Annotated in this window: 25 protein-coding genes; 7 read left to right on the top strand and 18 right to left on the bottom strand. The window is 72.7% G+C overall.

The window, feature by feature from the left end:
- Window positions 1–559 precede the first annotated feature (559 nt).
- Complete coding sequence (gene tyrS / locus ACFY1S_RS27555) at window positions 560–1,852, bottom strand: tyrosine--tRNA ligase (RefSeq protein WP_387123587.1); 1,293 nt, start codon at window positions 1,850–1,852, stop codon at window positions 560–562.
- 82 nt (window positions 1,853–1,934) lie between these two features.
- Here tyrS and ACFY1S_RS27550 point away from each other — a divergent pair, with 82 nt between their 5' ends.
- Entirely contained in the window at window positions 1,935–2,342 is a 408-nt protein-coding gene (locus ACFY1S_RS27550; RefSeq protein WP_364372078.1) for a PaaI family thioesterase, read from the top strand.
- 18 nt (window positions 2,343–2,360) lie between these two features.
- Here ACFY1S_RS27550 and ACFY1S_RS27545 read toward each other — a convergent pair whose 3' ends face one another.
- The 3 genes from ACFY1S_RS27545 to ACFY1S_RS27535 all read right to left on the bottom strand — a co-directional run bounded on the left by ACFY1S_RS27545 (window position 2,361) and on the right by ACFY1S_RS27535 (window position 4,963).
- Window positions 2,361–3,686 (bottom strand): hemolysin family protein, encoded by a 1,326-nt coding sequence (locus ACFY1S_RS27545; RefSeq protein ID WP_387123569.1) that lies wholly within the window; start codon window positions 3,684–3,686, stop codon window positions 2,361–2,363.
- Between the two features lie 125 nt (window positions 3,687–3,811).
- Entirely contained in the window at window positions 3,812–4,453 is a 642-nt protein-coding gene (locus ACFY1S_RS27540) for a hypothetical protein (protein WP_387123567.1), read from the bottom strand.
- A 9-nt stretch (window positions 4,454–4,462) separates the two neighbouring features.
- A complete protein-coding gene (locus ACFY1S_RS27535) occupies window positions 4,463–4,963 on the bottom strand; it encodes a GNAT family N-acetyltransferase (RefSeq protein WP_387123565.1) in 501 nt (166 codons plus the stop codon).
- Between the two features lie 178 nt (window positions 4,964–5,141).
- Here ACFY1S_RS27535 and ACFY1S_RS27530 point away from each other — a divergent pair, with 178 nt between their 5' ends.
- From ACFY1S_RS27530 to ACFY1S_RS27520, 3 genes are all read left to right on the top strand, one after another.
- Window positions 5,142–7,865, top strand: a complete 2,724-nt coding sequence (locus tag ACFY1S_RS27530; RefSeq protein ID WP_387123563.1) for a cation-translocating P-type ATPase — start codon at window positions 5,142–5,144, stop codon at window positions 7,863–7,865.
- Between the two features lie 50 nt (window positions 7,866–7,915).
- Window positions 7,916–8,803, top strand: coding sequence for a universal stress protein (locus tag ACFY1S_RS27525; RefSeq protein WP_387123561.1), 888 nt, complete (start codon window positions 7,916–7,918; stop codon window positions 8,801–8,803).
- 107 nt (window positions 8,804–8,910) lie between these two features.
- Window positions 8,911–9,792: a universal stress protein gene (locus tag ACFY1S_RS27520; RefSeq protein WP_387123559.1), complete on the top strand. Its 882-nt coding sequence runs from the start codon at window positions 8,911–8,913 to the stop codon at window positions 9,790–9,792.
- Here ACFY1S_RS27520 and ACFY1S_RS27515 read toward each other — a convergent pair.
- From ACFY1S_RS27515 to ACFY1S_RS27495, 5 genes are all read right to left on the bottom strand, one after another.
- On the bottom strand, window positions 9,785–10,420 hold the full coding sequence (locus ACFY1S_RS27515) for an FMN reductase (protein WP_387123557.1): 636 nt from the start codon (window positions 10,418–10,420) through the stop codon (window positions 9,785–9,787). The genes ACFY1S_RS27520 and ACFY1S_RS27515 overlap by 8 nt on opposite strands.
- Window positions 10,417–11,559, bottom strand: a complete 1,143-nt coding sequence (locus ACFY1S_RS27510) for an LLM class flavin-dependent oxidoreductase (protein WP_387123555.1) — start codon at window positions 11,557–11,559, stop codon at window positions 10,417–10,419. Before ACFY1S_RS27510 ends, ACFY1S_RS27515 begins: the two co-directional genes overlap by 4 nt.
- Before the next feature lie 146 nt (window positions 11,560–11,705).
- On the bottom strand, window positions 11,706–11,972 hold the full coding sequence (locus ACFY1S_RS27505; protein WP_387123553.1) for a ubiquitin-like small modifier protein 1: 267 nt from the start codon (window positions 11,970–11,972) through the stop codon (window positions 11,706–11,708).
- A 10-nt stretch (window positions 11,973–11,982) separates the two neighbouring features.
- Entirely contained in the window at window positions 11,983–13,068 is a 1,086-nt protein-coding gene (locus ACFY1S_RS27500; RefSeq protein ID WP_387123551.1) for a WD40/YVTN/BNR-like repeat-containing protein, read from the bottom strand.
- An 83-nt stretch (window positions 13,069–13,151) separates the two neighbouring features.
- Entirely contained in the window at window positions 13,152–13,793 is a 642-nt protein-coding gene (locus tag ACFY1S_RS27495; RefSeq protein WP_387123549.1) for a DNA-3-methyladenine glycosylase, read from the bottom strand.
- 176 nt (window positions 13,794–13,969) lie between these two features.
- Here ACFY1S_RS27495 and ACFY1S_RS27490 point away from each other — a divergent pair, with 176 nt between their 5' ends.
- The 3 genes from ACFY1S_RS27490 (at window position 13,970) to ACFY1S_RS27480 (ending at window position 15,379) form a co-directional block, all read left to right on the top strand.
- Complete coding sequence (locus ACFY1S_RS27490; RefSeq protein ID WP_387123547.1) at window positions 13,970–14,431, top strand: hypothetical protein; 462 nt, start codon at window positions 13,970–13,972, stop codon at window positions 14,429–14,431.
- An 86-nt stretch (window positions 14,432–14,517) separates the two neighbouring features.
- On the top strand, window positions 14,518–14,943 hold the full coding sequence (locus ACFY1S_RS27485; protein WP_387123545.1) for a DNA-binding protein: 426 nt from the start codon (window positions 14,518–14,520) through the stop codon (window positions 14,941–14,943).
- An 82-nt stretch (window positions 14,944–15,025) separates the two neighbouring features.
- A complete protein-coding gene (locus ACFY1S_RS27480; protein WP_387123543.1) occupies window positions 15,026–15,379 on the top strand; it encodes an MmcQ/YjbR family DNA-binding protein in 354 nt (117 codons plus the stop codon).
- A 43-nt stretch (window positions 15,380–15,422) separates the two neighbouring features.
- Here ACFY1S_RS27480 and argH read toward each other — a convergent pair whose 3' ends face one another.
- The 9 genes from argH to ACFY1S_RS27435 all read right to left on the bottom strand — a co-directional run bounded on the left by argH (window position 15,423) and on the right by ACFY1S_RS27435 (window position 24,699).
- Window positions 15,423–16,886 carry an argininosuccinate lyase gene (gene argH, locus ACFY1S_RS27475; protein WP_387123541.1) on the bottom strand — a complete coding sequence of 488 codons (1,464 nt, stop codon included), beginning with the start codon at window positions 16,884–16,886 and terminating at the stop codon, window positions 15,423–15,425.
- Between the two features lie 17 nt (window positions 16,887–16,903).
- On the bottom strand, window positions 16,904–18,106 hold the full coding sequence (locus ACFY1S_RS27470) for an argininosuccinate synthase (RefSeq protein WP_387123539.1): 1,203 nt from the start codon (window positions 18,104–18,106) through the stop codon (window positions 16,904–16,906).
- Window positions 18,103–18,618, bottom strand: coding sequence for an arginine repressor (locus ACFY1S_RS27465; protein WP_364370977.1), 516 nt, complete (start codon window positions 18,616–18,618; stop codon window positions 18,103–18,105). Before ACFY1S_RS27465 ends, ACFY1S_RS27470 begins: the two co-directional genes overlap by 4 nt.
- Complete coding sequence (argF, locus tag ACFY1S_RS27460; protein WP_387123537.1) at window positions 18,615–19,550, bottom strand: ornithine carbamoyltransferase; 936 nt, start codon at window positions 19,548–19,550, stop codon at window positions 18,615–18,617. Before argF ends, ACFY1S_RS27465 begins: the two co-directional genes overlap by 4 nt.
- The gene (locus ACFY1S_RS27455; RefSeq protein WP_387123535.1) at window positions 19,547–20,809 is read right to left on the bottom strand and encodes an acetylornithine transaminase; all 1,263 of its coding nucleotides are present in this window, start codon (window positions 20,807–20,809) and stop codon (window positions 19,547–19,549) included. Before ACFY1S_RS27455 ends, argF begins: the two co-directional genes overlap by 4 nt.
- On the bottom strand, window positions 20,806–21,693 hold the full coding sequence (argB, locus tag ACFY1S_RS27450; protein ID WP_387123533.1) for an acetylglutamate kinase: 888 nt from the start codon (window positions 21,691–21,693) through the stop codon (window positions 20,806–20,808). The genes ACFY1S_RS27455 and argB overlap by 4 nt, the downstream gene beginning before the upstream one ends.
- Window positions 21,690–22,862, bottom strand: a complete 1,173-nt coding sequence (gene argJ / locus ACFY1S_RS27445) for a bifunctional glutamate N-acetyltransferase/amino-acid acetyltransferase ArgJ (RefSeq protein ID WP_387123531.1) — start codon at window positions 22,860–22,862, stop codon at window positions 21,690–21,692. Before argJ ends, argB begins: the two co-directional genes overlap by 4 nt.
- Window positions 22,859–23,860, bottom strand: a complete 1,002-nt coding sequence (gene argC / locus ACFY1S_RS27440; RefSeq protein WP_387123529.1) for an N-acetyl-gamma-glutamyl-phosphate reductase — start codon at window positions 23,858–23,860, stop codon at window positions 22,859–22,861. The genes argJ and argC overlap by 4 nt, the downstream gene beginning before the upstream one ends.
- Before the next feature lie 152 nt (window positions 23,861–24,012).
- Entirely contained in the window at window positions 24,013–24,699 is a 687-nt protein-coding gene (locus ACFY1S_RS27435; RefSeq protein ID WP_387123527.1) for a hypothetical protein, read from the bottom strand.
- Window positions 24,700–24,703: the final 4 nt, after the last annotated feature.

Genomic DNA, 24,703 nt, shown 5'->3' with positions numbered 1-24,703 from the left:
GGTATAAATCATAATTGGCACTGGCTTTACAAGCACCCTGTTGAGTTCTCAAAGAACAACCACACACCGAACCAAACACCACACTCAGTGGCACCAGCCCGGGGCTTTTCCGCTCTGCGGCCCGGCGCTTTCAGCGCCAGGCACTTTTACTACGTTACCCGCCCGTTTCCGCCGTGTCAAACCGGTGTTTCGCGGTTCGTCGTGCTTCATCCGGTAATGCGGGCGCCATGTCTCGACCGGCTTGCGCCGCTCTCGTCATGGTGTCGGCTGGCCGGCCTGTCGCGGTCTCCCGCGCACTCGCCCGTATCCCTGCCGACTGACAACCTTACCCGGTCGGTTCCGCCGCGCCAAATCCGCCTCGCGGCGAACGTTGGGGGCACCACCCGGCACCGGTCCTGCGGGGTACAACCCCTGAGACCCGGTCGCCATTCCCGCGCTCCGGCCTCCCAGACTTTCGCCTGTTTCGTCCGTTCCGCGCTGGCAGAGAGAAAGTTACGCGTCCGGCGGAGTGATCGTCAAATCCGCCGGACGCGTCCCCCGTCACACCGTCGACGGTCGACTATCCGCCCAGCTCAACGCCCGCGAAGGAGCGCTTGCCGCGGCGCAGCACCAGGTACCTGCCGTGCAGCAGATCCTCCGGAGACACCGCCGCGTCCACCTCGGTCACCCGGTTGTTGTTGACGTAGGCGCCGCCCTCGGCGATCACCCGGCGGGCCTCCTTGAGGCCGTTCACGAGCCCGGAGTCCCGAAGGAGGCCTGCCACGTCGGGCAGCTCGCCGGTGAGGCGTACCAGGCCCGCCTCGGTCAACGCCGCGCGCAGCGTCTCCGGGGCGAGCTCGTCGAGCGAACCACGCCCGAACAGCGCCTGGCTGGCGGCGACCGCCTGCCGGGTCTCCTCGGGGCCGTGCACAAGAGTGGTCAGCTCCTCGGCGAGCGCCCGCTGGGCCAGCCGGGCGGCCGGTCGTTCGGCGGTGGCCTTCGCCAGCTCCTCCAGCTCCTCGCGGGAGCGGAAGCTGAAGTACCGCAGGTAGCGGTCGACCTCCCCGTCGTCCACGTTGAGCCAGAACTGGTAGAACGCGTACGGGCTGGTCATCGTGGGGTCGAGCCAGACGGCCCCGCCCTCGCTCTTACCGAACTTCGTACCGTCGGCCTTGGTGACCAGGGGCGTGGTGAACGCCTGCACCGGCCCCGCGCCGCGCCTGCGGACGTAGTCGACGCCTGCGGTGATGTTGCCCCACTGGTCGGAGCCACCGAACTGGAGCTGACAGCCGTGCCGGCGGTGCAGCTCGTAGAAGTCGTTGGCCTGCAACAGCTGGTAGCTGAACTCGGTGAAGCTGATGCCGGTCTCCAGCCGGGCCCGCACCACCTCCCGGGCCAGCATCTTGTTCACCGGGAAGTGCTTGCCCACGTCACGGAGGAACTCGACGATCGACATCTCGCCGGTCCAGTCCAGGTTGTTGACCAGCTGCGCCGCGTTGTCGCCGGTGTACGACACGAACGGCGCGAGCTGCTCGCGGATCCGCTCGACCCAGCCGGCGATCACGTCGAGTGGGTTGAGTGCCCGTTCGGCGCTCTCCTTCGGGTCACCGATCTGCCCGGTGGCCCCGCCGACCAGCAGCAACGGTCGGTGCCCGGCGAGTTGCAGCCGGCGGGCCATCAGGACCTGCATGAGGTTGCCGACGTGCAGGCTCGGGGCGGTGGGGTCGAAGCCCACGTAATAGGTGGCGGCAGCCCCGCCGTCGAGCAGCTCGCGCAGCTCGTCGAGGCCTGTCGAGTCCTGAATGAGGCCACGCCAGAGCAGGTCGTCGGTCAGGGAGTCCCGCTCGGTCGGCGGGGGGCTGCTGTCGGTCACGGTCACCGATTCTCCCCCATCGCCCGTGCCGACCCGTACCGGGTTTCGCGCAACCTGTCCCGGTTAGGCTTGCGCCCCGTTGATCGAGGAGGGTTTTGCCGTGGAGAAGCCGGATCTGACGGGTGGGTTCGTCGCCCTGCTCGGGCTCACGTTCGAGGAGGCCACCGCCGACCGGGTGGTCATCAGCTGGCAGGTCCGACCGGAGCTGCACCAGCCGTTCGGCATCCAGCACGGCGGGGTGTACTGCTCGGTGGTGGAGACCGCGGCCAGCGTCGGTGGTTCGCTCTGGCTGGCCGACCGGGGGACTGTCGTCGGCGTGTCGAACCAGACCGACTTCCTGCGGGCCGTCCGAGAGGGCGAGCTGACCGCCGTCGGCACGCCCGTGCACCGGGGCCGCAGCCAGCAGCTCTGGCAGGTGGAGATCACCGACGGTGACGAACGGTTGGTCGCCCGCGGGCAGGTCCGTCTGCAGAACCTCTCCCGCGACTGAGCCACGCCCTCGACGGGGTCAGCTGCGCGCCTCGTCCAGCACCGGCTCGGCGTCCCGCTCGGCGTCCGTCTCGTCGGGCGCCCGGCTCAGTCGTACCTCGGTGATGGCCCGGTGGTCGATGCCGGCCACCGTCAGGACCCAGCCGTCCAGGGTCACATCCTCACCGGCGACGGTGGGGATGTGCCCGAGGCGGGCCAACACCAGCCCGGCGACTGTGGTGTAGTCGCCGTCCGGGCGCGACGGCAGCTCGACGCCGATGTCCGGAAGGTCGTGCACCGGGAAGGTGCCCGGCAGCACCAGGGCGCCGTCCGCTTCGCGGCGCACGGAGTAGCCGTCCCGGTCGGTCTCGTCGTAGATCTCCCCGACGATCTCCTCCAGGATGTCCTCAAGCGTCACGATCCCGTCGACGGCTCCGCGCTCGTCCACCACCAGGGCGATGTGCTGACGTTCGGCCTTGAACTGGCGCAGCGCGTCCACCACGGGCAGCGAGTCGGGCAGCAGCATCGGCGGGCGGGCGATCTCGTCGACCGGCCGGTCGTCGGGCACGCCGACCAGGTCACGCAGGTGGATCACCCCGGCCGTGTCGTCCAGGCCGCCATGGCGCACCACAGGCGCGCGGGAGTGCCCGGTGGCGGCCAGCACGAGCCGCGCGGCCTCCGCGGTGGTCCCGCTGTCGAGCGTGAAGACCTGCAACCGGGGTACGAGGACAGCCCGCAGCCGCCGGTCGGCGATCTCGACGGCGCCGGCGATGATGGTGCGCTGCTCCTTGGTGAAGCCGTGGTTGCCGGCGACGATGTCGCGCAGCTCGTCGGGGCCGATCTCCTCCGGCTGGTGCTTCGGGTTCAGCCCGACCAGACGGACGACCAGGTCGCTTGTGGCGCCGAGCGCCCAGACGGCCGGGCGGGTGATGGTGGCGAGCAGGTCGAGCGGGCGGGCCACCAGCAGGGCCCACCGCTCGGCGGACTGCATGGCGATCCGCTTGGGGGCCAGCTCGCCGAAGACCAGGGTGACGAAGGTCAGCGCCAGGGTGACCACCACGATGGCGACCGTCTCGGCGGCGTTGCCGAACATGCCGAGCAGCGGTACGAGGGGCTTGGCCAGGGAGACCGCGGCGGCGGCGGAGGCCAGGAAGCCGGCCAGGGTGATGCCGATCTGGATGGTGGCCAGGAAGCGGTTCGGGTCCTTCGCGAGGCGGGCCAGCACCCGCCCGGCCCGGCTGGTGCGCTCCAACCGCTGGATCTGGCTGTCCCGCAGCGACACCAACGCCATCTCACTGCCGGCGAAGAGCGCGTTGATGACGACCAGGATCCCGACCAGGGCCAGTTGGCTCCCGTAGCTCTGCACGCCCGCTTCGCTCCCTCAACGGTGGTGACGCCGGCGGGTACGCGCGGCGCCGCCGGTCGGCGAGCCGGCCGGCGTACGCGCTTCTGTGCCCCGTCCGGGGTCGACCGAATCCTGCTCGGGTGACGCTACGCCGATCCGGTGGTCGCCGGCGCCGGCAGGTCGAGGACGTACGAGCCGCCCTCGGGGCGGAAGCCGAGCCGGTGGTAGTACGGGGCGAGCATCCCGGGCGGGCTGACCACCCGGTGGAAGCCGCGTTCGGTGAAGAGGCGGCTGCGCCGGTAGACGAACTCGCCGGGGGTGAAGTCGCGGAACTTCGGGGTCACGTAGTCCAGGTCGATCTGGGCGATTCCGCGGGCCTCGGCGTGCGAGAGCACCACCCCGACCACCTCGTCGGCCGTGACCACCAGGAACGCCGAGCGACCGGGTGCGTCCGGCTCCCAGTGGAAGTCGGGGTTGAACCGGGCGATGTCCGCACCGTGCACCCGCAGCGTGTGCGCCAGGAACTGGTCACCGACGCCGACCTCGACCACCTGGTAGGTCTTCTCGTCGTGCCGGGTGGTGAGCATCGCCCGCAGGTACCAGATGTTGATCACCGAGAGGACGACGTTGAGCCCGACCATGGGCCACACCCCGATGGCGGCGTTGTAGCCGATCAGCACGACGCAGCCGACGAGGTTGAGGGCGCGCAGCCGCAGGACGCGCGACTGCAACAGCGACCACACCAGCACCGCGGAGCCGGCCCAGCCGACCAGATCCAACCAGTTCACCCCGCGAGACTAGTGCCCGCCCAGGTCAGCGGTGTCGGCGGGCAGCTCCAGCAGCCACTCCTGGACGTCCTCGCCGCGCCCGTTGGCGTACCCCGAATCCTCGCCGACCACCACGAAGCCGCACTTGCGCAGCACCGCGAGGGAGGCGGCGTTGTCCTTGGCGGCGCGGGCGTGCACCGGCCGGGGCAGCTCGCGCAGCAGCGCGGCCAGGGCCGCGGTGGCGTGACCCCGGCCCCAGCGGGCCGGGTCGATCCAGTAGCTGACCTCGGTCTGGTCGTCGACAGGGAACGCGCTCACGTACCCGACGACCTCGCCGTCGGCCTCGACGGTGCGGACCAGGTTCGCGGGGTTGGTGAGCACCCGCGCCCAGTGCCCGGCGAACTCACGGTGGTCGGTCGGGTCCTTCGGGCCGAACGCGGCCATCCGGTTGGCCTCCGGGTCCTGCTGGTGCAGGAAGAATTCCACGAGGTCGTCCTCGCGGACCGGGCGCAGGCGCACGTCGGCGGTCATTCGACGAGGGTACGCGGGGAACGGTCCCTGCCCGCCGTGCGGCCCGGACGCCCGGCACCGGGGGTCGTTGGTCCCGGGTCCGACGGGCGCAACGCCCCTGCCGGCCGGGGCTCCATCGGGCGAGGGTTGGTGCGGACGGCGTGCCTGCGACGCGCCGCGCGAGGGTGGGGAGCGCACGGTGGCAGAGACCGGCGGACAGAGCCGGACGCTGGACGACACCGTCGACCAGCTCGTCCCGGTCGGGCTCGACGCGGCGGAGGCCGCCGCCCGGCTACGCACGGACGGGCCCAACGCGGTGGCGCCGCCGCCGCGCCGGCATCTGGCCGTACGCGTGCTGCGCCAGCTCACCGATCCCCTGGTGGCGTTGCTGCTCGCCGCCGCAGTGGTGACCACCGCGCTCGGCGACTACCCGGACACCGCCGTGATCGTCCTGGTCGTGCTGGTGAACACGGTCATCGGGGTGGTGCAAGAGATCCGCGCGGACCGCGCCGTGGCGGCGCTGGGTCAGCTGGCCGCGCCCGCCGCCCGGGTCGTACGGGACGGCCGGGACCTTGCCGTCCCCGCAGCCGACCTGGTCCGGGGCGACCTCGTCCGGGTCGAGGCCGGCGACATCGTGCCCGCCGACCTGCTGCTGGTCGAAGCGAACCGCCTGCAACTGGACGAGTCCGCGTTGAGTGGCGAGTCGGTGCCGGTGGGGCGGACCGTCGGGCAGGACGCCCTCGCCGGAACTGTCGTCACCACCGGCCGCGCGGCCGGCACCGTGCTGCGGACCGGGCCGGCGAGCGCACTGGGCCGGATCAGCACGCTGGTGGCGGGCACCCGACCCACCACCACGCCGTTGCAGCGCCGGCTCGCCGTCCTGGGCCGCACGCTCGGGTTGGTCGCTGTCGCGCTGTCCGGGCTGGTCTTCGCCGCAGGGGTGGTCGCCGGCCGGCCGGTTGTCGACATGGCCATCACGGCGGTGAGCCTGGTCGTCGCGGCGGTACCCGAGTCCCTGCCCGCGGTGGTGACGCTGGCGCTGGCGCTCGGCGCGCGCCGGATGGCCGCCTCGAACGCCATTCCGCGCCGGCTGCACGCGGTGGAGACGCTCGGCTCGGTGACCGTGATCGCCTCCGACAAGACAGGCACCCTCACCCAGGGGCGGATGGCGGTCCAGCAGGCCGTCACCACCGACGGGACGCGGTACGGGGTCACCGGCAGCGGGTACACCCCGCACGGCGCCGTGCACCGTGACGGCGCGGCGGTGGCCGTACCTGAGGAACTGCGCCGCCTGGCGCGGGCCGGGCTGCTCTGCAACGACGCCGCCCTGTCACCTCCCGACGAGGAACGCGCCGAGTGGGGCGCCGTGGGCGACCCCCTGGAAGCGGCACTCGTCGCCTTCGCGGCCCGCTGCGGCCTCGACCCGCAGGCCACCCGCAGCGCCTGGCCCCGGATCGCCGAACACCCCTTCGACCAGGCCCAACGCCGGATGGTCACCGTGCACCGCTCCTGCGACCGGCGCCACCTCGTGGTCTGCAAGGGCGCTCCGGAGAGCGTCCTTCACCCGCACCTGCTCGACGCCACCGACGACGAGATCGCCGCGCTGACCCGCACCGCCCACCGGCTCGCCGCGGAAGGGCTGCGGGTGCTCGTCGTCGCCGCCGCCCTGGTGGACACCCCGCCGGACCTCGCCGCGCCGACCGGTCTGCGCCCGCTCGGGCTGGTCGCCGTCGGCGACCCGCTGCGCCCGGGCGTCCCCGAGATCGCCGAGAGCCTCGACACCGCAGGGGTACGACTGCTACTGATCACCGGGGACCACCCGGCCACGGCCGCCGCGATCGGCTCCCAGCTCGGCCTCTGGCGCGACGGCGACCCCCTCGCCCGCGGCGACGACGCGGCGACGCCGCACCCGGACACCCGAGTCTTCGCCCGCACCCAGCCGGAGCAGAAGCTCGACATCATCGCCGACCTCCAGGCGCGCGGGCACGTCGTCGCGATGACCGGAGACGGGGTCAACGACGCCCCGGCGTTGCGCCGCGCCGACATCGGGGTGGCGATGGGCGGCGGCACCGAGGTCGCCCGGCAGGCCGCCGACCTGGTCCTGGTCGACGACGACCTGTCCACCGTGGCCGCCGCCATCGGCGAGGGCCGGCGCATCTACGACAACATCAGGCGGTTCCTGCGGTACTCCCTCTCCGGCGGGGTGGCCGAGATCCTGGTGATGTTGATCGGGCCGCTGTTCGGGCTGCCCGTGCCGCTGCTGCCCGCGCAGATCCTCTGGGTGAACCTGTTGACGCACGGCGTACCGGGGGTGGCCCTCGGCGCCGAACCGGCCGAACCGGGCACACTGCGACGGGCGCCCCGCTCGCCGCAGGAGTCGGTGCTCGGCGCGGGGCTGGGTCGGGACGTCCTGCTCACCGGCGCGCTGATCGCCGCCGTCGTGCTCGGCGCCGGTGTGGTCGCAGCCGGCCGGGACCTGCCCTGGCAGTCGGTGGTCTTCGTGGTGATCGGCCTGGCCCAGCTCGGCGTCGCGCTGGCGGTGCGGGCACCCCGCCCGGCGGGGGCCCGGCGCGGCAACCCAGGCCTCCTCGTCGCGGTCGCCGTGTCGGCGCTGCTACAGGTCGGCGGCGTGCTGATCGCCCCGCTGCGGGACCTGCTCGGCACCGACCCGCTGGCACCGGACGTGCTGCTGGCCTGCGCGGCGGTGAGCGCCGTCCCCGCGCTGGTGCTGTGGCTGACCCGCCGCCGCCCGACGCCGCCACCGGCACGACGAGCCGACGGCGGCGGCGACCCGGGCACCCGCGACGACGACGACGGCGGCGAACCGTCCCGGCGGGGCGACCCGACCGTCCCGGCGGGGCGGCGCGAGGACGTCGTCGTGACGGGACCAACGGCCCCCGGGTCCCCTACCGTCCGCCCCTGACCGTCCGAGCAGGTACGCGTGACGATGGAGGCGCAACGAAGGAGGACGGAATGACCATCAGATCTGGTGCCCCCGTGGTGGTGGCCGTGGACGGTTCGACATCGGCGCTGGAGGCGGTGCGGGTCGCCGCCCGGGAAGCCGTGACGCGGGGTCGCCCGCTGCGGGTCGTGCACGCGTTCATCTGGGCGCTCTACGGCGTGTCGGTGGAGCCGGCGCCGGGCGCCCCCGCCGACTCCGGCTTCCGGCGCCAGGCGGACCAGCTGGTCGCCGACGCGGTGACCGAGGCCGGCAAGGTCGCGCCGGATCTCGCCGTCACCGGCGCGGTCGTCGAGGGCGCCCCCACCCCTGTGCTGCTGGCCGAGGCCAGGAACGCGGCGCTGCTGGTGCTCGGCAGTCGGGGCCTCGGCGGATTCGGCGGACTGCTGATCGGCTCGGTGGCGGTGCAGGTCTCCGCCCGTGCCGACTGCCCGGTCCTCGTCGTCAAGGGTGAGGCCCGCGCCGACGGGCCGGTCCTGGTCGGAGTCGACGGGTCGGCCCTGTCCGCCGAGGCCCTGGGGTTCGCCTTCGAGGAGGCCTCGCTGCGGGGCACCGGCCTGGTGGCCCTGCACGCCTGGATCGTCCCGGTCGGGCCGTCCGATCTCCTGCCTGTCGGGTACGACGTCGAAGCGCTGGTCGCCGAGGAGGAGCGGGAACTCGCCCAGGCGGTCGCCGGTTGGTCGCAGCGGTACCCCGACGTGCCGGTACGGCGCGTCGTGGCGTACGGCGCGCCGGCGCGGATGCTGGTGCAGGAGTCGGCCACGGCACAGCTCACAGTGGTCGGGGCACGCGGCCGGGGCGCGCTGGCCGGCATGCTGCTCGGCTCGGTGAGCCACGCGGTCCTGCACCACGCGCACAGCCCCGTGGTGGTCGTCCGGAACCGCGAGGATCGAGAAGGCTGACACCCCGTCCGCCCGGGCGCGGGGTGCCGCGTCCGGCGGCGGCGCGTACCGGCAAATGCCGACGTCGCGCCGTGGGTGCGCCGACAATGGCCTGACCGACCCAGGGAGTGCCGATGAACCGACCTGTCGTGGTGGGTGTGGACGGATCACCGTCCAGCCTCGTCGCCGCCGAGCACGCGGCCCGCGCCGCCCTGCTCCGGTCCCGCCCGTTACGGCTGGTGCACGGCTACCTGCATCCGCTCGGCTACGGCGTGCCGCTCAACCCGTACGACCTCGGTGTGCCGGCGCCCTCCGGGGAGGCGCAGGAGATGCTGGAACGGACGGCGGCCGACCTCACCGACCGCTGGCCCGGCCTCACCGTCGAGGTGAGCCAGGTCGCCGGGGGCCCCGGCGCCACGATTGTCGAGGAGTCCCGTCGGGCCGAGCTCGTCGTCGTGGGCAGCCGCGGGCTGGGCGGGTTCACCGGGTTGCTGCTCGGCTCGGTGGGCGCACAGGTCGCCGCGCACGCGCACTGCCCGGTGCTCGTGGTCCGCCCGGACGAACAGCCGATCCCGGTGGACGCGCCGGTGCTCGTCGGCGTGGACGGGTCCGAGTCGTCGGGGCTGGCCGTGCGCCTCGGCGCGTACGAGGCCTCGCTGCGCACCGTGCCGCTGGTGCTCACGCACATCAGCCCGCCGCCGGACGGCGACCGGCCGATACCTGAGGAGATCGAGGAGTCGCAGGCCGCGTACCAGGCCGAGTCGGTGCGACTGCTCGCCGACGCGTCCGCCGCCGTCCGGGCCGAGCATCCCGACCTCGTGGTGCGGGAGCATCCGGTCCGGGCGGCCGGCGCGGCCCAGGGGCTCATCGAGGCCAGCGGCACGGCGTCGCTGCTGGTCGTGGGCACCCGGGGCCGGTCCGGATTCGCCGGTCTGCTGCTCGGATCGGTCAGTCAGGCGGCGATCCAGCACGCGCACTGCCCGGTGCTGGTCGCCCATCCGGTCAGCTGACAGCGGTGTCGCCGCCCCTGCCGAGCATCTGGAGGAAGTCGGTGGTGAGGGCGAACGGGTCGGCGGGGCCACTGGCCGGCGGCCGACGCTCGATCTGGTCGGCCAGCTCCCCCGCGGCACGCCGGATGCGGCCACGCAGCGCGCCGTCCGCGGTGCCGTCGGACCAGTCCTCAGGCGCGGCGAAGACCGCGGTGGGGACCACCACCGCCCGCAGGTAGCTGAACATCGGGCGGACGGCGTGCTCCAGCGCCAGCGAGTGCCGGGCGGTGCCGCCGGTCGCCCCGATCAGCACCGGCCGGTCGACGAGCGACCCCGCGTCGAGCACGTCGAAGAAGGACTTGAACAGACCGTTGTACGAGGCACTGAAGATCGGAGTGACGGCGATGATCCCGTCCGCCCCGGTCACCGCGTCGATGGCCTCGCGCAGCGCGGTCGGCGGGAACCCGGTGAGCATGTTGTTCACCACGTCGTGGGCGTACTCCCGCAGGTCGACGACGCGCAGATCGGCCTCGTGGCCGCGCCGGACCAGCTCGTCACGGGTCGCCCCAGCGAGCTGGTCGGCGAGCAGCCGGGTCGACGAGGGCTGACTCAGCCCCGCCGAGACCACGGCCAGGGTGCGGCGGGTCATCGGGTCGCCCCCTCCGGTGCCTTGCCCGTCACGTCGTCCACCGCGTGCACGGTGCTGTCCTTGCCACCGCCGGCGGCGGCGACCAGCGAGGCGTGGGTCGGCGCCTGGGGCACGTGCGCCGGGCGCAGCGCCTCGAACTCCTTGCGCAGCACCGGCACGACCTCCTCGCCGAGCAGGTCGAGCTGCTCCAGCACCGTCTTCAGGGGCAGCCCCGCGTGGTCCATCAGGAACAGCTGGCGCTGGTAGTCACCGACGTACTCGCGGAAGCCCAGCGTGCGGTCGATGACCTGCTGCGGGCTGCCCACGGTCAGCGGGGTCTCCCTGGTGAAGTCCTCCAGCGACGGCCCGTGCCCGTAGACCGGGGCGTTGTCGAAGTACGGCCGGAACTCCCGGACCGCGTCCTGCGAGTTGCGCCGCATGAACACCTGCCCACCGAGGCCGACGATGGCCTGGTCGGCGGTGCCGTGGCCGTAGTGGGCGTACCGCTCGCGGTAGAGCCCGACCATCCGCTGGGTGTGCTCCTTGGGCCAGAAGATGTGGTTGGCGAAGAAGCCGTCGCCGTAGTAGGCGGCCTGCTCGGCGATCTCCGGGCTGCGGATCGAGCCGTGCCAGACGAACGGGGGCACCCCGTCGAGCGGGCGCGGCGTCGAGGTGAAGGACTGCAACGGGGTGCGGTACTTGCCCTTCCAGTCGACCACGTCCTCGCGCCACAGCCGGTGCAGCAGGTCGTAGTTCTCGATGGCGAGGGGGATGCCGGCGCGGATGTCCTTGCCGAACCACGGGTACACCGGCCCGGTGTTGCCCCGGCCCATCATCAGGTCCACCCGGCCGTCGGACAGGTGCTGGAGCATCGCGTAGTCCTCGGCGATCTTCACCGGGTCGTTGGTGGTGATCAGCGTGGTCGCGGTGGACAGCAGCAGCCGCTCGGTGCGCGCCGCGATGTGACCGAGCATGGTGGTCGGCGACGAGGGCACGAACGGCGGATTGTGGTGCTCGCCCGCGGCGAAGACGTCCAGGCCGACCTCCTCGGCCTTCAACGCGATGGCGACCATCGCCTTGATGCGCTCATGCTCGGTCGGCTCCCGACCGGTGGTCGGGTCGACCGTGACGTCGCCGACGGTGAAGACTCCGAACTGCATGACCAGCTCCTCGCGTGTCTACCGGGTCCGTCGTGGTACCCGGACGCAGCTCACAACTTATTTGACGACGCAACTATTCCGTGGGCGGCCTATCTCCGGGTGGCGCGGGTCACGCAGGGGAACGGGACATACCCGGACGTTCGGCTTCAGCCGCCGGCCACCGAGGGCAGCACCCGCACCTCGGCCCCGTCGCCGACCGGGGTGGCCAGCCCGCCCGAGTGCCGGCAGTCCTCGCCGTCGACGTAGACGTTGACGTACCGGCGCAGCTCGCCGCTCTCGTCGCGGAGCCGCCGGGCCAGTCGCGGATGCGCGACGGCCAGCTCGTCGAGCACCGCCCGCAGCGTGCCGCCGGCAGAGACGGTGAGCCTGCTGGCGCCACCGGCCTCGCCGCGCAGCGGGCCGGGCAGCAGCACGGTGACCACCTCAGACCGCCGCGGCGCGGAGGCAGAGCACGTCGGGCAGGTGCGCGGCCACCAGCGACCAGGAGTCGCCCTCGTCGCGGCTCGCGTAGACCTCGCCCGAACGGGTGCCGAAGTAGACCCCACCCGGTGTCGCGTCATCGGCGCACATCGCGTCGCGCAGCACCGCCGGATAGAACGGGCCCTCCGGCAGACCCACCGACAGCGGCTCCCACCCGGCGCCGGCGTCGGTCGAGCGGAACACCCGGCAGCGATTGTCGACGGGGAAGCGCTCACCGTCGGCCACCAGCGGAAACGTCCACACGGTGTCGGGCCGCGACGGGTGCGACACCATCGGGAAGCCGAAGTCGCTGGGCAGCCCGCCGGCGATCGAGGCCCAGGTGCGGCCGTCGTCGTCGGAGCGGTAGACGCCGTGGTGGTTCTGCGCGTACAGCCGCTCGGGGTTGCCGGAGTCACGAGCCACCTTGTGCACGCACTGGCCGAACTCCGGCCACTCGTCGGGCAGGAAGGAGGCGCGGATGCCCGTGTTGCCCGGCGACCAGCTCGCCCCCGCGTCCTGCGAGCGGTAGACGCCGCCGGTGGACATCGCGACCAGCAGCCGAGCCGGGTCACGGGGGTGCGGCAGCACCGTGTGCACGGCCTGGCCACCGAACCCCGCCCCCCACTCCGGCCGGTGCGGATGATCCCAGAGGGAGCGGACGAGCTCGAAGCTGCGACCACCGTCGGCGGAACGGAACAGGGCCGACGGCTCGGTGCCGGCCCAGACCACGTCCGGCTCGTCGGGGCCGGCCGGCGTCAACTGCCAGACCCGACCGAGCGAGACGCCCGTGTCGGCCGGGAACCCGACAGGCGCGTGGTCGGGCTCGTCCCAGGAACCGCCGAGATCGTCGCTGGTGGCGACGCTGGGCCCGAAGTGCGAGCTGGTCATCCCGGCGAGCAGACGCGGCGTGGCGCGACGGGTGTCGACAGCCACCGCGTACACCCCGGTCATCGGAAAGCGCGGGCCGCTTATCTCCCAGCTGCGCCGGTCGTCGGCGCTGATGGCGAGGAACAGACCCTTGGCGGTGCCGATCGCGAGCAGTGTTGCCATGACGTCCTCCGAACCGTCCGTGAGCAGGTCCGGGTGATTATGGCCACATCCCCCGACACTTCGGGGAACGCCACATCCGGGTGTCAGCGCCGGCTGCGGGGCACATGCCGCCGGTAGGCGCTGACCGTCGGGTCACCGTCCAGCCAGAACCGCCACGGCAGGTCGTGCGCGCCTGTCACACCGACCCGCGGGCCGGCGACCACCGCCTCCGGCAGCACCCGCCGTGCCGGTGGCCGCAACCGGACCGGTCCGTCGCCGAGCAGATACCCGCCGTACGCCGATCGGTCGATGCCAAGCGTCGCGCAGAGCCGGGCCGGTCCCCGGGCCAGGTCCACGTCCCGCCGGATGGCCGGCCGACGCTCCCGTGCCGCGGCCAGCCCGTCGACCACCTCGCCGGCGCGCAGCAGCACGGCGGAGGCCTCCGCTTCGACACCGGTCACCACGTTCATGCACCAGTGCATCCCGTAGGTGAAGTAGACGTAGGCGTGCCCGGCGGGACCGAACATCACCGCGTTGCGCGGGGTGCGGCCCCGGTGGGCGTGCGAGGCCGGGTCACCTGCCGTGCCGGCGTACGCCTCGACCTCGGTGATCCGGACAGTGACACCGCCTGCGTGCAGCAGGCAGCCCAGCAGCCCGCGCGCCGCCGGCAGCAGAGGGCCGGCGAGCAGGTCCGCCAGCGCCGCCCGGTCGGCGTCGGTGGCGTGGTCACCGGGCGACAGGTCCATGGCACGACGGTACCCATCCCGCCGCACCGGAAGCCCGGCCGACCTCCTGAGCCGGACCGACAAGGCTCCTGTCACACATCCGTCATCCGGGCCTGCGGCGGAACCCGGGCGGGGGTCCAGGGGTGTGTGAGGCGTGTCGTCGCAGGGGGCGACGACCGCACCGAGAGGAAGTCACCATGACGGTACGGAGCATCCGGCGGTCACTGCTCGCCACCGGCCTGGTCGCGGCCGCCGCGACCCTGGCCTTCACCCCGTCCGCCAGCGCGAGCGTCCCGCTGCGGGCCGCGGCGCAGGCCGACGACAGCGCGCTGACCGCCCTCACGCTCGGCAGCACGGGCAAGCTCGACGCGAACGGCGCGGCGGTGTTCGTGCCGGTCACCGTGACCTGCTCGAAGGCCACCGAGTTCGACGTCACGGTCAAGGTCGCGCAGGCGGTCGGCCAGACTATGCGCGCCGGCACGACCGTTCGCCGGGTCACCTGCGCCGCGACCACCCAGGAGGTGCGGATCGCGGTGATCCCGGTCGAGCGTCCGTTCGCACAGGGCGTCGCGTTCGGCGTGGTCAGCGCGAACTCCTGCGACCCGGGCCCGACCTGCAACGCCTTCATCGACGAGCACCGGTTCGACCTGGCGCGTTGACATGACGCCCTGGCGGCGCGGCACGCCGCGCCGCCAGGCTTCAACAATCTGTTGACAACACTGCGTTCATGGTGTGTGCTCGGGGCATGACGACCGAGGACCTGTTCACCGCACCCGATCCGGCCCGGGCCCGCGCCCACCGCACCCATGAGGCGCTGCAACGGATCAGCGACCGGCACGCCGGCTCGGTAGCCCGGCGGGGACGCTGGGCCCACCCCTACGTGCTCGACCCGTGGGAGGCCGTCGCCCTGGTCACCGCCCTCGCCGCCGGCGGTGCCGAACGGGAACCCACCGAAGAACCGGTCGACGCGGCCGACCTGACCGCCGCGCTGACCCTCCTGCCGTACGTCCGCGCCGAGTTGGACGCCCTGGAGGCGGGGCTGTTGACGCTGGCCCGCGACCGGGGGCTGACCTGGCAGGCCATCGCGTACGGACTGGGTCTGGGCAGCGCGCAGGCGGCCCGCCAGCGCTACGAGCGGGTGGCCGCACGCTCGTCCGAGCAGGCGGGCTGACCGGGACGCCCCGGGCCAGCCGGCACGCCGCGTGCCTGTGGACGCCCGGACGGGCAGACTGTGCGCACGACGAGGAGGCCCCATGGACCGCGCGGAGATGCTGGCGTACTGCCTGGCCAAACCGGGAGCATGGCTGGACCGGCCATGGGAGAACGACGAGGTGGTGAAGGTCGGCGGGCGGATCTTCGCGTTCCTCGGCAACGGCGACGGGAAGCCCACTGTCGGCATCAAGTGCGGCGCGACCCGCGAGATCGCCGACGAGTGGCTGCACCGCCATCCCGGCGACGCCCGCCCGATGGCCTACATCGGCCGGTCGGGATGGAACACGCTGAGCCTCGACGGTGGCATCGACCCCGACGAGCTGACCGAGGCGGTCGACGCGTCGTACGACATGGTGGTGGCCAAGCTCCCCAAGCGGGAGCGTCCGACGGCCTGAACCGACCGTGGCGCCGGCGACACGCGCCGGCGCCACGGTGAGATCAGCGGGGGACGACCCGCTCGGTGGCCCACTCCCGCCAGCCGACGAGGCGGTCCGCGGCGGCGGCGAGCTGGTCGGCGACCGGGCCCGGGCCGGTCGAGCCGGGCGTCGTCCGGGCCGCGAGCGCCGAACGCACCGACAGCACGTCCCGCACCGACGGGTCGAGGTGCTCACTGACCGCGGCCAGGTCCTCGTCGGAGACGTCCTCCAGCTCACACTCCCGGGCCGCGCACAACGCCACCAGCCGGCCGGTGATCTCGTGCGCGTCGCGGAACGGCACGTTGCGCCGGACCAGCCAGTCGGCGACCTCGGTGGCGAGGGAGAAGCCCACAGGCGCGGCGGCGACGAGGCGGTCCACCCGGACCGTCATCGTGGAGATCATGCCCGCGAGGGCCGGCAGCAGCAGTTCCAGGGTGTCGACCGCGTCGAAGGCCGGCTCCTTGTCCTCCTGCATGTCCCGGTCGTACGTCATCGGCAGACCCTTGAGCATGGTCAGCACCGTCATCAGGCCGCCGACGAGCCGGCCGGATTTGCCCCGGGCCAGCTCGGCGATGTCCGCGTTCTTCTTCTGCGGCATGATCGACGAGCCGGTGGCGAACGCGTCGTCAAGCTCCACCCAACCGAACTCGTGCGAGGTCCAGAGCACCACCTCCTCGCCGAGGCGGGACAGGTGCACGCCGATCAGGGCGGTGGTGAAGAGGAACTCGGCGACGAAGTCCCGGTCCGCCACCGCGTCCATCGAGTTGGCGAACGAGGTGCGGAAACCCAGCTCCTTGGCCACTGCCACCGGGTCCAGGGGAAGACCGGAACCGGCAAGCGCACCCGCGCCGAGCGGGCTGATCGCCGCCCGGTGGTCCCAGTCGCGCAGCCGTTCCAGGTCCCGCAGCAACGGCTGCACGTGGGCCAGCAGCCAGTGCCCGAACGTGACCGGCTGGGCGTGCTGCAGGTGCGTCATGCCGGGCGCGGCGGTGTCGACGTGCCGCTCGGCCTGCTCGACCAGCGCCTCGGCCAGCTCGACCAGGCGGCTGGCCACGCCCCGGGCGTGGTCACGCAGGTAGAGCCGCAGGTCCGTGGCGACCTGGTCGTTGCGGGACCGGCCGGCGCGTAGCTTGCCGCCGAGGCTGCCGAGGCGCTCCAGCAGGCCCCGCTCCAGCGCGGTGTGCACGTCCTCGTCGTCGATGGTGGGGCGGAACGCCCCGGAGGCGCAGGCGGCCTCCAGGTCGTCCAGGGCCGCCAGGATCCGGCCCAGCTCCTCGGGGTCGAGGAGGCCGGCGCCGGCGAGGACCCGGGCGTGCGCCCGGGAACCGGCGATGTCGTACGGGGCCAGGCGCCAGTCGAACTGCACGCTCACCGACAGTCGGGCGAGCGCCTCGGCGGGGCCGCCGGCGAACCGGCCACCCCACAGGCTCGTCCGGTTCGTGCCGGCGCTGTTCTCGGTGAGGCTCTTGTCGTCCACGCCGCCCATTGTTGTCCCCATGCTCGTCAGCCACCCAGCCGGGAGTCCCGTGCGGCGGCCATCCGACTCGGCAGGCCCCACAGTTGCACGAAACCCTTCGCCAGGGACTGGTCGAAGGTGTCGCCGGTGTCGTAGGTGGCCATGCCGAAGTCGTACAGGCTCGCCTCGGAGCGCCGGCCGGTGACAGTGGCGCGTCCGCCGTGCAGGACCATCCGTACCTCACCGCTGACGTGCCGCTGCGCGTCGTCGATGAACGCGTCGAGCGAGTCCTTCAGCGGCGAGAACCACAGACCGTCGTACACCAGCTCGCCCCAGCGCTGGTCGACGCTCTTCTTGAACCGGGCCAGGTCCCGCTCCACTGTCACCGCCTCCAGCTCCTGGTGGGCGGTGATCAGCGCGATCGCGCCGGGTGCTTCGTACACCTCGCGGCTCTTGATGCCGACGAGGCGGTCCTCGACCATGTCGAGCCGGCCGACGCCCTGCGCGCCGGCGCGCCGGTTCAGCTCCAGGATCGCCTGGTACGGGGTGACCGTCTCACCGTCGATCGCCACCGGCACGCCACCGTCGAAGGTGATCACGATCTCGTCGGCGTCGCGGGGCTCGGACGGGTCGGCCGTGTACGAGTAGAGGCCCTCGACGGGGGCGTTCCAGATGTCCTCCAGGAATCCCGTCTCCACCGCGCGACCCCACAGGTTCTGGTCGATCGAGTACGGGGACTTCGCCGACACGTCGATCGGAAGGCCCTTCTCCTCGGCGAAGGCGATCGCCTTGTCCCGCGTCCACGCGAAGTCCCGGGCCGGCGCGATGATCCTCAGGTCGGGGGCGAGGGCGTTCAGGCCCACCTCGAACCGGACCTGGTCGTTGCCCTTGCCGGTGCAGCCGTGCGACACGATCGTGCCGCCGTGCTTGCGCGCCGCCGCCACCAGGTGCTTGACGATCAGCGGCCGGGACAGCGCCGAGACGAGGGGGTAGCGGTCCATGTAGAGGGCGTTGGCCCGGATCGCCGGCAGGCAGTAGTCGGCCGCGAACTCGTCGCGCGCGTCCACCACCTCGGACTCGGCGGCGCCGCAGTCCAGGGCGCGCTGCCGGATGGCGTCGAGGTCCTCGCCGCCCTGCCCGACGTCGACCGCCACCGCGATCACCTCGGCGCCGGTCTGCTCGGCCAGGTAGGGAATGGCGACGGAGGTGTCCAACCCTCCGGAGTACGCCAGGACGACCCGGTCGGTCATGGTGTGGTGTTCCCTTCGACTGTGTCTTCCCGGCGGGCCCAGCCGGCAAGCTTGTCGCCGAGCGCGGCCCCACCGACGGACTCGCGGGCCACCACGAGAATGGTGTCGTCGCCGGCGATGGTGCCGACGACCTCGGGCAGTCCCGCTCGGTCCAACGCGCTGGCCAGGTACTGGGCTGCGCCCGGCGGGGTACGCAGCACGGCGATGTTGCCGCTGGAGTCGACGCCGTTGAGCAGTTCGCGCAACAGCCGCACCAGCCGGGCCGGTGCGGCCTCGGCGTCGCGCAGGGGCCGGTGGCCGTCCTCGGGGATCAGGTAGACGGCCGGGCCGTCGCCGCCGCGTACCTTGACCGCGCCCAGCTCCTCCAGGTCCCGCGAGAGGGTGGCCTGGGTGACACCGACGCCGTCGGCGGCGAGCAGGTCGGCCAGTTCGGTCTGCGAACGCACGGCCCGGTCCCGGATCAGCTCCACGATCCGGGCGTGCCGGGCGGCGCGGGTCAACGGGGCGGTCATCGCGTCGTCCCGGTGGCGGCGAGCAGGAACGTCAGCAGCGCCTTCTGGGCGTGCAGCCGGTTCTCCGCCTGGTCGAAGACCGCGCTCTGCGGCCCGTCGAGCACCTCGTCGGTGATCTCCTCGCCCCGGTGCGCGGGCAGGCAGTGCAGCACTATCGCGTCCGGCGCGGCCTGGCCGAGCAGCTCCTTGTTGACCTGGTACGGCAGGAACGGGGTGATCCGGTCCAGACCGTCGGCCTCCTGCCCCATCGACGTCCACGTGTCGGTGGCCAGCACGTCGGCGTCGCGGACCGCCTGGGCCGGGTCGGTGAGGACCCGTACCGACCCGCCGGTGCCGGCGGCGATCCGGGCCGCGGCGTCGACCACCGCCTCGTCCGGCGCGAACCCGTCCGGCCCGGCGACGCGGACGTGCATCCCGGCCGTCGCCCCGGCCAGCAGGTACGACTGCGCCATGTTGTTCGCGCCGTCGCCCACGTAGGTGAGGGTGCGCCCGGCCGTGCCACCGCACCGCTCCCGGATGGTGAGCAGGTCGGCGAGCAGTTGGCAGGGGTGGAAACCGTCGGTGAGCGCGTTGACCACAGGCACGGTGGCGCCCTGCGCCACCTCGGCGATCCGGTCGTCGCCGTGGGTGCGCAGCACGATCGCCGCCACGTAACGGGACAGCACCCGTCCGGCGTCCGCGAGGGTCTCGCCCCGGCCGAAGTGGGTGACCTGGGTGTCCACGACCAGCGGGTGACCGCCCAGCTCGGCGATGCCGGCGTCGAACGAGATCCGGGTCCGCAGGCTCTGCTTGTCGAACAGCACCGCCACCGAGCGGGGGCCGGCCAGCGGCTGGTGGCCGAACCTGTCGGCCTTCATCCGCGCCGCCAGGTCGAGCACCGTCGACTGTTCGTCGGGCGAGAGGTCGTCGTCGCGCAGGAAGTGCCGGATCATGCGATCGTCCCCGTCGTGGTGGGCTGGGTGGAGGGTTCGGGTGCCGTGCCGGAGGTCGCCGGGGCCGGGTGGCCGCTCGTGCCGACGGCGGCCGGGGCCGTCACGTCGAGCGCCGCGGGGAGCGCGGCGAGGAAGGCGTCCGCCTGGTCGACGGTGAGGATCAACGGCGGGGCGAGCCGGAGCACACCCGGCTGCACCGGGTTGACCAGGAAACCGGCCTCGCGCAGTGCCTCGGCCAGGACCGTCGCCACGGGCGCGGTGAGCGTCACGCCCAGCAGGAGCCCGGCGCCGCGTACGCCGTCGATCAGTGGGTGTCCCAGTGCCTCGACGCCCCGGCGCAGCCGCTCGCCGACGCGCTTGACGTGGTCGAGCAGCCCCTCGTTGGCGATCGTCGCCACCACGGCGAGCGCCGCCGCGCAGCTGACCGGGTTGCCGCCGAAGGTGGTGCCGTGCGAGCCCGGGGTGAGCAGGTCGGCGGCCCGGCCGAAGGCGACCGTGGCGCCGATGGGCAACCCACCGCCCAGGCCCTTGGCCAGCGTGACCACGTCCGGCTCCACGCCCTCGGCCTGGTGCGCGAACCAGTGCCCGGTCCGGCCGATGCCGGTCTGCACCTCGTCCAGCACCAGCAGCGCGCCGTGCCGGGCGGTGATCTCCCGTGCCGCCGCGAGGTAACCCGCCGGCGGGACGACCACACCGTTCTCGCCCTGGATCGGCTCCAGGATCACCATGGCGGTCGCGTCGGTGACCGCCGCCTCCAGCGCGGCGATGTCGCCGTACCCGACGTGGGTCACCTCGCCGGGCAGCGGCCGGAACGGGTCGGCCTTGGCCGGCTGGCCGGTCAGCGCGAGGGCGCCCATGGTGCGGCCGTGGAACCCGCCCACTGTGGCGACCACGTGGCTGCGCCCGGTACGCCGGGACAGCTTGAACGCCGCCTCGTTCGCCTCCGCGCCGGAGTTGGCGAAGAAGACGCGGCCTGGCCGGCCGGCGAGGGCCAGCAGCAGCTCGGCCAGGGCGACCGGGGGTTCGGCGATGTAGAGGTTGGAGACATGGCCGAGGGTGGCGACCTGCTTCGACACGGCGGCCACCACTGCCGGGTGGGCGTGGCCTAGCGAGTTCACCGCGATGCCGCCCACGAGATCCAGGTATTCCCGGCCGGCGTCGTCGACCACCACCGCGCCGGAACCGGACGCCAGGGTCAGCGGCGGCGTACCGTAGTTGTCCATCATGGACTGACCCCACCGTTGCGCCAGGGCGCTCATGATCCGATCACCATCGTTCCGAACCCTTCCGAGGTGAACACCTCAAGCAACGTGGAGTGCGCCACCCGACCATCGACGACGTGCGCGGCGGGCACTCCCCCGCGCACCGCCCGCAGGCAGGCCTCCATCTTGGGAACCATCCCCGACTCGAGGCTGGGCAGCAGCTTCGCCAGGTCGTCCGTGGTGATCTCGGAGACCAGGCTTGTGGTGTCCGGCCAGTCGGCGTACAGGCCTGCCACGTCGGTGAGCACGACGAGTTTGCGGGCCCGCAACGCGATCGCCAGAGCGGCGGCGGCGGTGTCCGCGTTGAGGTTGTGCAGCACCCCGTCCACGTCCGGCGCGACAGTCGAGATCACCGGGATCCGGCCGGCGTCGATCAGGTCGGTCACCGCCGACACGTCCACCGACTCGACGTCGCCGACCTGGCCGACGTCCACCGGCTGCCCGTCCACGTACGCCGGGCGGCGCACCGCGGTGAACAGCCGGGCGTCCTCGCCGGAGAGGCCGACAGCGAACGGACCATGCGAGTTGATCAGCCCGACCAGCTCCCGGCCGACCTGCCCGACCAGCACCATCCGGACGACGTCCATCGCCTCCGCGGTGGTCACCCGCAGGCCGCCACGGAACTCGCTGGCGATGCCGAGCCGGCCCAGCATGGCCGAGATCTGCGGCCCTCCGCCGTGCACCACGACCGGCTTCAGGCCCGCGTACCGCAGGAAGACCATGTCGGCGGCGAACGCCCGCTGCAACTCCGGGTCGGTCATGGCGTTGCCGCCGTACTTCACCACCACTGTCGAACCGGAGAACCGCGCCAACCAGGGCAGCGCCTCGATCAACGTCTCCGCCTTGACCTGGGCCCGGGTGAGGTCACCACCGAGACTCATGTCGAGTACGCCGAATTCTCGTGCACGTACGCGTGGGACAGGTCGTTGGTCCAGATCGTCGCGGTCGAGTCACCGGCGTGCAGGTCGATCCGGATGGTCACGTCCCGCCCGGTGAGGTCGGCCTTCGAGCGGTCCTCGGCGGCGGCACCGCCCCGGCACAGCCAGACGCCGTTGACCGCCACGTCCACCTCGTCCGGCTCGAAGGCGGCGGCCGTGGTGCCGACCGAGGCGAGGATCCGACCCCAGTTCGGGTCGTTGCCGAACAGCGCGGTCTTGACCAGGTTGCTGCGGGCCACCGACCGGCCCACCTCGACCGCGTCGTCCTCGCTCGCCGCGCCCACCACGTCGATGGCGACCTGCTTCGTGGCGCCCTCCGCGTCGGCGATGAGCTGCTGGGCCAGGTCGTGGCAGGCCGCGGTGACCGCGGCGGCCAGCTCGGCCGGCGTCGGCTCGATGCCACTCGCGCCACTGGACAGCAGCAGCACCGTGTCGTTCGTGGACATGCAGCCGTCCGAGTCGACCCGGTCGAACGTGACCCGGGTGGCCGCCCGCAACGCCTCGTCCAGCGTGGCCGGCCCGGCCACCGCGTCCGTGGTGAGCACGCAGAGCATGGTGGCCATCCCCGGCGCGAGCATGCCGGAGCCCTTGGCCATCCCGCCGACCGTCCAGCCGCTACCCCGGGCCACAGTGGTCTTCGGCCGGGTGTCGGTGGTCATGATGGCCTCGGCGGCGGCCAGACCGCCGTCCCGGGACAACCCCCGGATCGCCGAACGGACACCGGGCAGCAGCTTCGGCATCGGCAGCCGCTCACCGATCAGGCCCGTGGAGCAGACCGCCACCTCCCCGGCACCGAGGAGCAGCCGCGGGCTGACCGCGCTCAGCGCGGAGGCGGTGTGCTCGGCGGTGGCGTGCGTGTCCTGGAAACCGGCCGGGCCGGTGCAGGCGTTGGCGCCGCCGGAGTTGAGCACCACCGCCCGAACCACGCCACCCTGGACGACCTGCTGGCTCCAGCGCACCGGCGCCGCCTTGACCCGGTTGGTGGTGAAGACACCTGCCACACCGGCGTCGGGGCCGTCGTTGACCACCAGAGCGACGTCCGCGCCGCCGCTGGCCTTCAACCCGGCGGCCACCCCGGCCGCCCGGAACCCCCGAGGGGTGGTGACGCTCATGGTGCGACTCCCCAGATCGACAGGCCCGTCGTCTCCGGCAGGCCGAGCATGAGATTGGCGTTCTGCACGGCCTGGCCGGCCGCGCCCTTGCCCAGGTTGTCCAGGGCGCTGACCACGATCAGCCGGCCTGAGTCGACGTCGACGGTCGCCTGGAGGTGGCACGAGTTGGAGCCCAGCGTGGCGGCCGTGTGCGGCCAGCGCCCCTCCGGCAACACGTGCACGAACGGCGCGTCGGCGTACGCCCGCGCCAGCACCTCCTGCGGGTCGACGCCGCGCGCCGGCACCGCCGTGACCGTGGCCAGGATGCCGCGCGGCATCGGTGCCAGGACCGGCGTGAACGACAGCCCGGTCGCGCCGGACGCCTGCTTGATCTCCGGTACGTGCTGGTGGGTGCCGACCCGGTACGGCGACAGGTCCCCCATCACCTCGCTTGCCAGCAGGTGCGGCTTCGCCGCTCGCCCCGCACCCGACGTGCCGGAGGCGGCGACCACCACCACGTCGGCCGGGTTGGCCGCGCCGTCCGCGATGAGCGGGGCGAGCGCCAGCGTGATCGCCGCCGCGTAGCAGCCCGTGTTCGCCACCCGGGTGGAGCCGGCGATCAGCTCCCGTTGGCCGGGCAGCTCGGGCAGGCCGTAGGTCCACTGCCCGGCGTGCGTGCCGCCGTAGTACTGCGCCCAGGCGTACGGGTCGGCCAACCGGTGGTCGGCGCCGAGGTCGACGACGCGCACCTCGGATGGCAGGTGGGCCGCGAGGGCCGCCGACTCACCGTGCGGCAGGGCCAGGAAGACCAGGTCCGCGTCGGCCAGGGTCGCCGCGTCGGTCTCCCCGAGCACCAGGTCGAGCCCGGTGAGCTGCGGGTGTACGACGTCGACGCGGTGCCCGGCCTGGCTGTGTGCGGTGGCGGCGACCAGGTCGAACTCCGGGTGCCCGGCGATCAGGCGCAGCAGCTCACCCCCGGCGTACCCGCTCGCACCGGCGACCGCGACTCGGATCCCCATACCCACCTCCGCATGACTATGCAGAGCAGGCTAGCAAGAGCGGTGATTCACTGCAAGTTAATACAGACTACTGCATGGTGATTAACGCAAGTTTCGCTTCCCAAGTTTCGGGTGTCCTCTGCCGGAGCGCTCCGGCAGAGGACATCCCATCGTCAGTTCACCCGCTCGGACAATCCGTGCTGTCGCTCGTACGTCCGCAGGGCAGCGTCCCATGCCTCCGTGTACTCGCTGGGCCCCATACCGAGATCACCGTGCCCCCGGACGGCCTCGCGCAGGAGCTTCACGAGATCGGGAACCGTTTCCCGACGTTCCTCCACATACCGACGGAACACCTCGGCGAACTGCTCGCCGGTCAACCGCGCGGCATGCGAGGTGACCGGATCGTCCTCGAGATTCTGCAGCACCGCGCACCAACGGCGGGTCAGCTCATCCGCCTGGGTCGCCCTGATCTTCTGCAACTCGTGATCACACTCAAGCCTGATGCGATCCTCCCAGTACGGCCGGAGCCGCTCCCGGACACGCTCGTCGGGGCTGACGCGGATGAGCACGCTGAAGTGCGGCAGTGCACCCTCGCGCGGCCACCGTTGACCGCCGAGGCGGTTGTTCAGCGCACGTTCGAGGTCGTGCGAGCGGTGCGGTTCGTGTTCACGGGCCAGGTCCACTGCCCGCTCCCGGACGATCCCGCCGGCCCACCCGAGATAGCGCTCGGCGCGGAGCCGTAGCTCCTCGTAGATCATGTTCTGCGCGGTCCAGTTGTAGACGACGTGCAGGCGGAAGTCGAACGCGTCCCCCTTCGCCGGCACCAGGATCGGCGCCGGGACGTCCTGACGGAAGGTCACCGCG

This window comes from Micromonospora sp. NPDC000663, from assembly GCF_042898105.1.
Classification (GTDB): domain Bacteria; phylum Actinomycetota; class Actinomycetes; order Mycobacteriales; family Micromonosporaceae; genus Micromonospora.
This window is presented reverse-complemented; position numbering and strand designations above follow the sequence as displayed.

What these genes read in the sequence shown, in the direction of transcription:
- ACFY1S_RS27535 (WP_387123565.1), bottom strand. Translation starts at nt 4,963, where the DNA reads ATGACCGCCGACGTGCGCCTGCGCCCGGTCCGCGAGGACGACCTCGTG.
- argH (WP_387123541.1), bottom strand. Translation starts at nt 16,886, where the DNA reads ATGGGCGGCGTGGACGACAAGAGCCTCACCGAGAACAGCGCCGGCACG.
- ACFY1S_RS27515 (WP_387123557.1), bottom strand. Translation starts at nt 10,420, where the DNA reads ATGACCCGCCGCACCCTGGCCGTGGTCTCGGCGGGGCTGAGTCAGCCC.
- argF (WP_387123537.1), bottom strand. Translation starts at nt 19,550, where the DNA reads ATGATCCGGCACTTCCTGCGCGACGACGACCTCTCGCCCGACGAACAG.
- ACFY1S_RS27500 (WP_387123551.1), bottom strand. Translation starts at nt 13,068, where the DNA reads ATGGCAACACTGCTCGCGATCGGCACCGCCAAGGGTCTGTTCCTCGCC.
- argB (WP_387123533.1), bottom strand. Translation starts at nt 21,693, where the DNA reads ATGAGTCTCGGTGGTGACCTCACCCGGGCCCAGGTCAAGGCGGAGACG.
- ACFY1S_RS27495 (WP_387123549.1), bottom strand. Translation starts at nt 13,793, where the DNA reads ATGGACCTGTCGCCCGGTGACCACGCCACCGACGCCGACCGGGCGGCG.
- ACFY1S_RS27485 (WP_387123545.1), top strand. Translation starts at nt 14,518, where the DNA reads ATGACGACCGAGGACCTGTTCACCGCACCCGATCCGGCCCGGGCCCGC.
- ACFY1S_RS27490 (WP_387123547.1), top strand. Translation starts at nt 13,970, where the DNA reads ATGACGGTACGGAGCATCCGGCGGTCACTGCTCGCCACCGGCCTGGTC.
- ACFY1S_RS27470 (WP_387123539.1), bottom strand. Translation starts at nt 18,106, where the DNA reads ATGACCGACCGGGTCGTCCTGGCGTACTCCGGAGGGTTGGACACCTCC.
- ACFY1S_RS27510 (WP_387123555.1), bottom strand. Translation starts at nt 11,559, where the DNA reads ATGCAGTTCGGAGTCTTCACCGTCGGCGACGTCACGGTCGACCCGACC.
- argJ (WP_387123531.1), bottom strand. Translation starts at nt 22,862, where the DNA reads ATGAGCGTCACCACCCCTCGGGGGTTCCGGGCGGCCGGGGTGGCCGCC.
- ACFY1S_RS27525 (WP_387123561.1), top strand. Translation starts at nt 7,916, where the DNA reads ATGACCATCAGATCTGGTGCCCCCGTGGTGGTGGCCGTGGACGGTTCG.
- ACFY1S_RS27465 (WP_364370977.1), bottom strand. Translation starts at nt 18,618, where the DNA reads ATGACCGCCCCGTTGACCCGCGCCGCCCGGCACGCCCGGATCGTGGAG.
- ACFY1S_RS27455 (WP_387123535.1), bottom strand. Translation starts at nt 20,809, where the DNA reads ATGAGCGCCCTGGCGCAACGGTGGGGTCAGTCCATGATGGACAACTAC.
- argC (WP_387123529.1), bottom strand. Translation starts at nt 23,860, where the DNA reads ATGGGGATCCGAGTCGCGGTCGCCGGTGCGAGCGGGTACGCCGGGGGT.
- ACFY1S_RS27480 (WP_387123543.1), top strand. Translation starts at nt 15,026, where the DNA reads ATGGACCGCGCGGAGATGCTGGCGTACTGCCTGGCCAAACCGGGAGCA.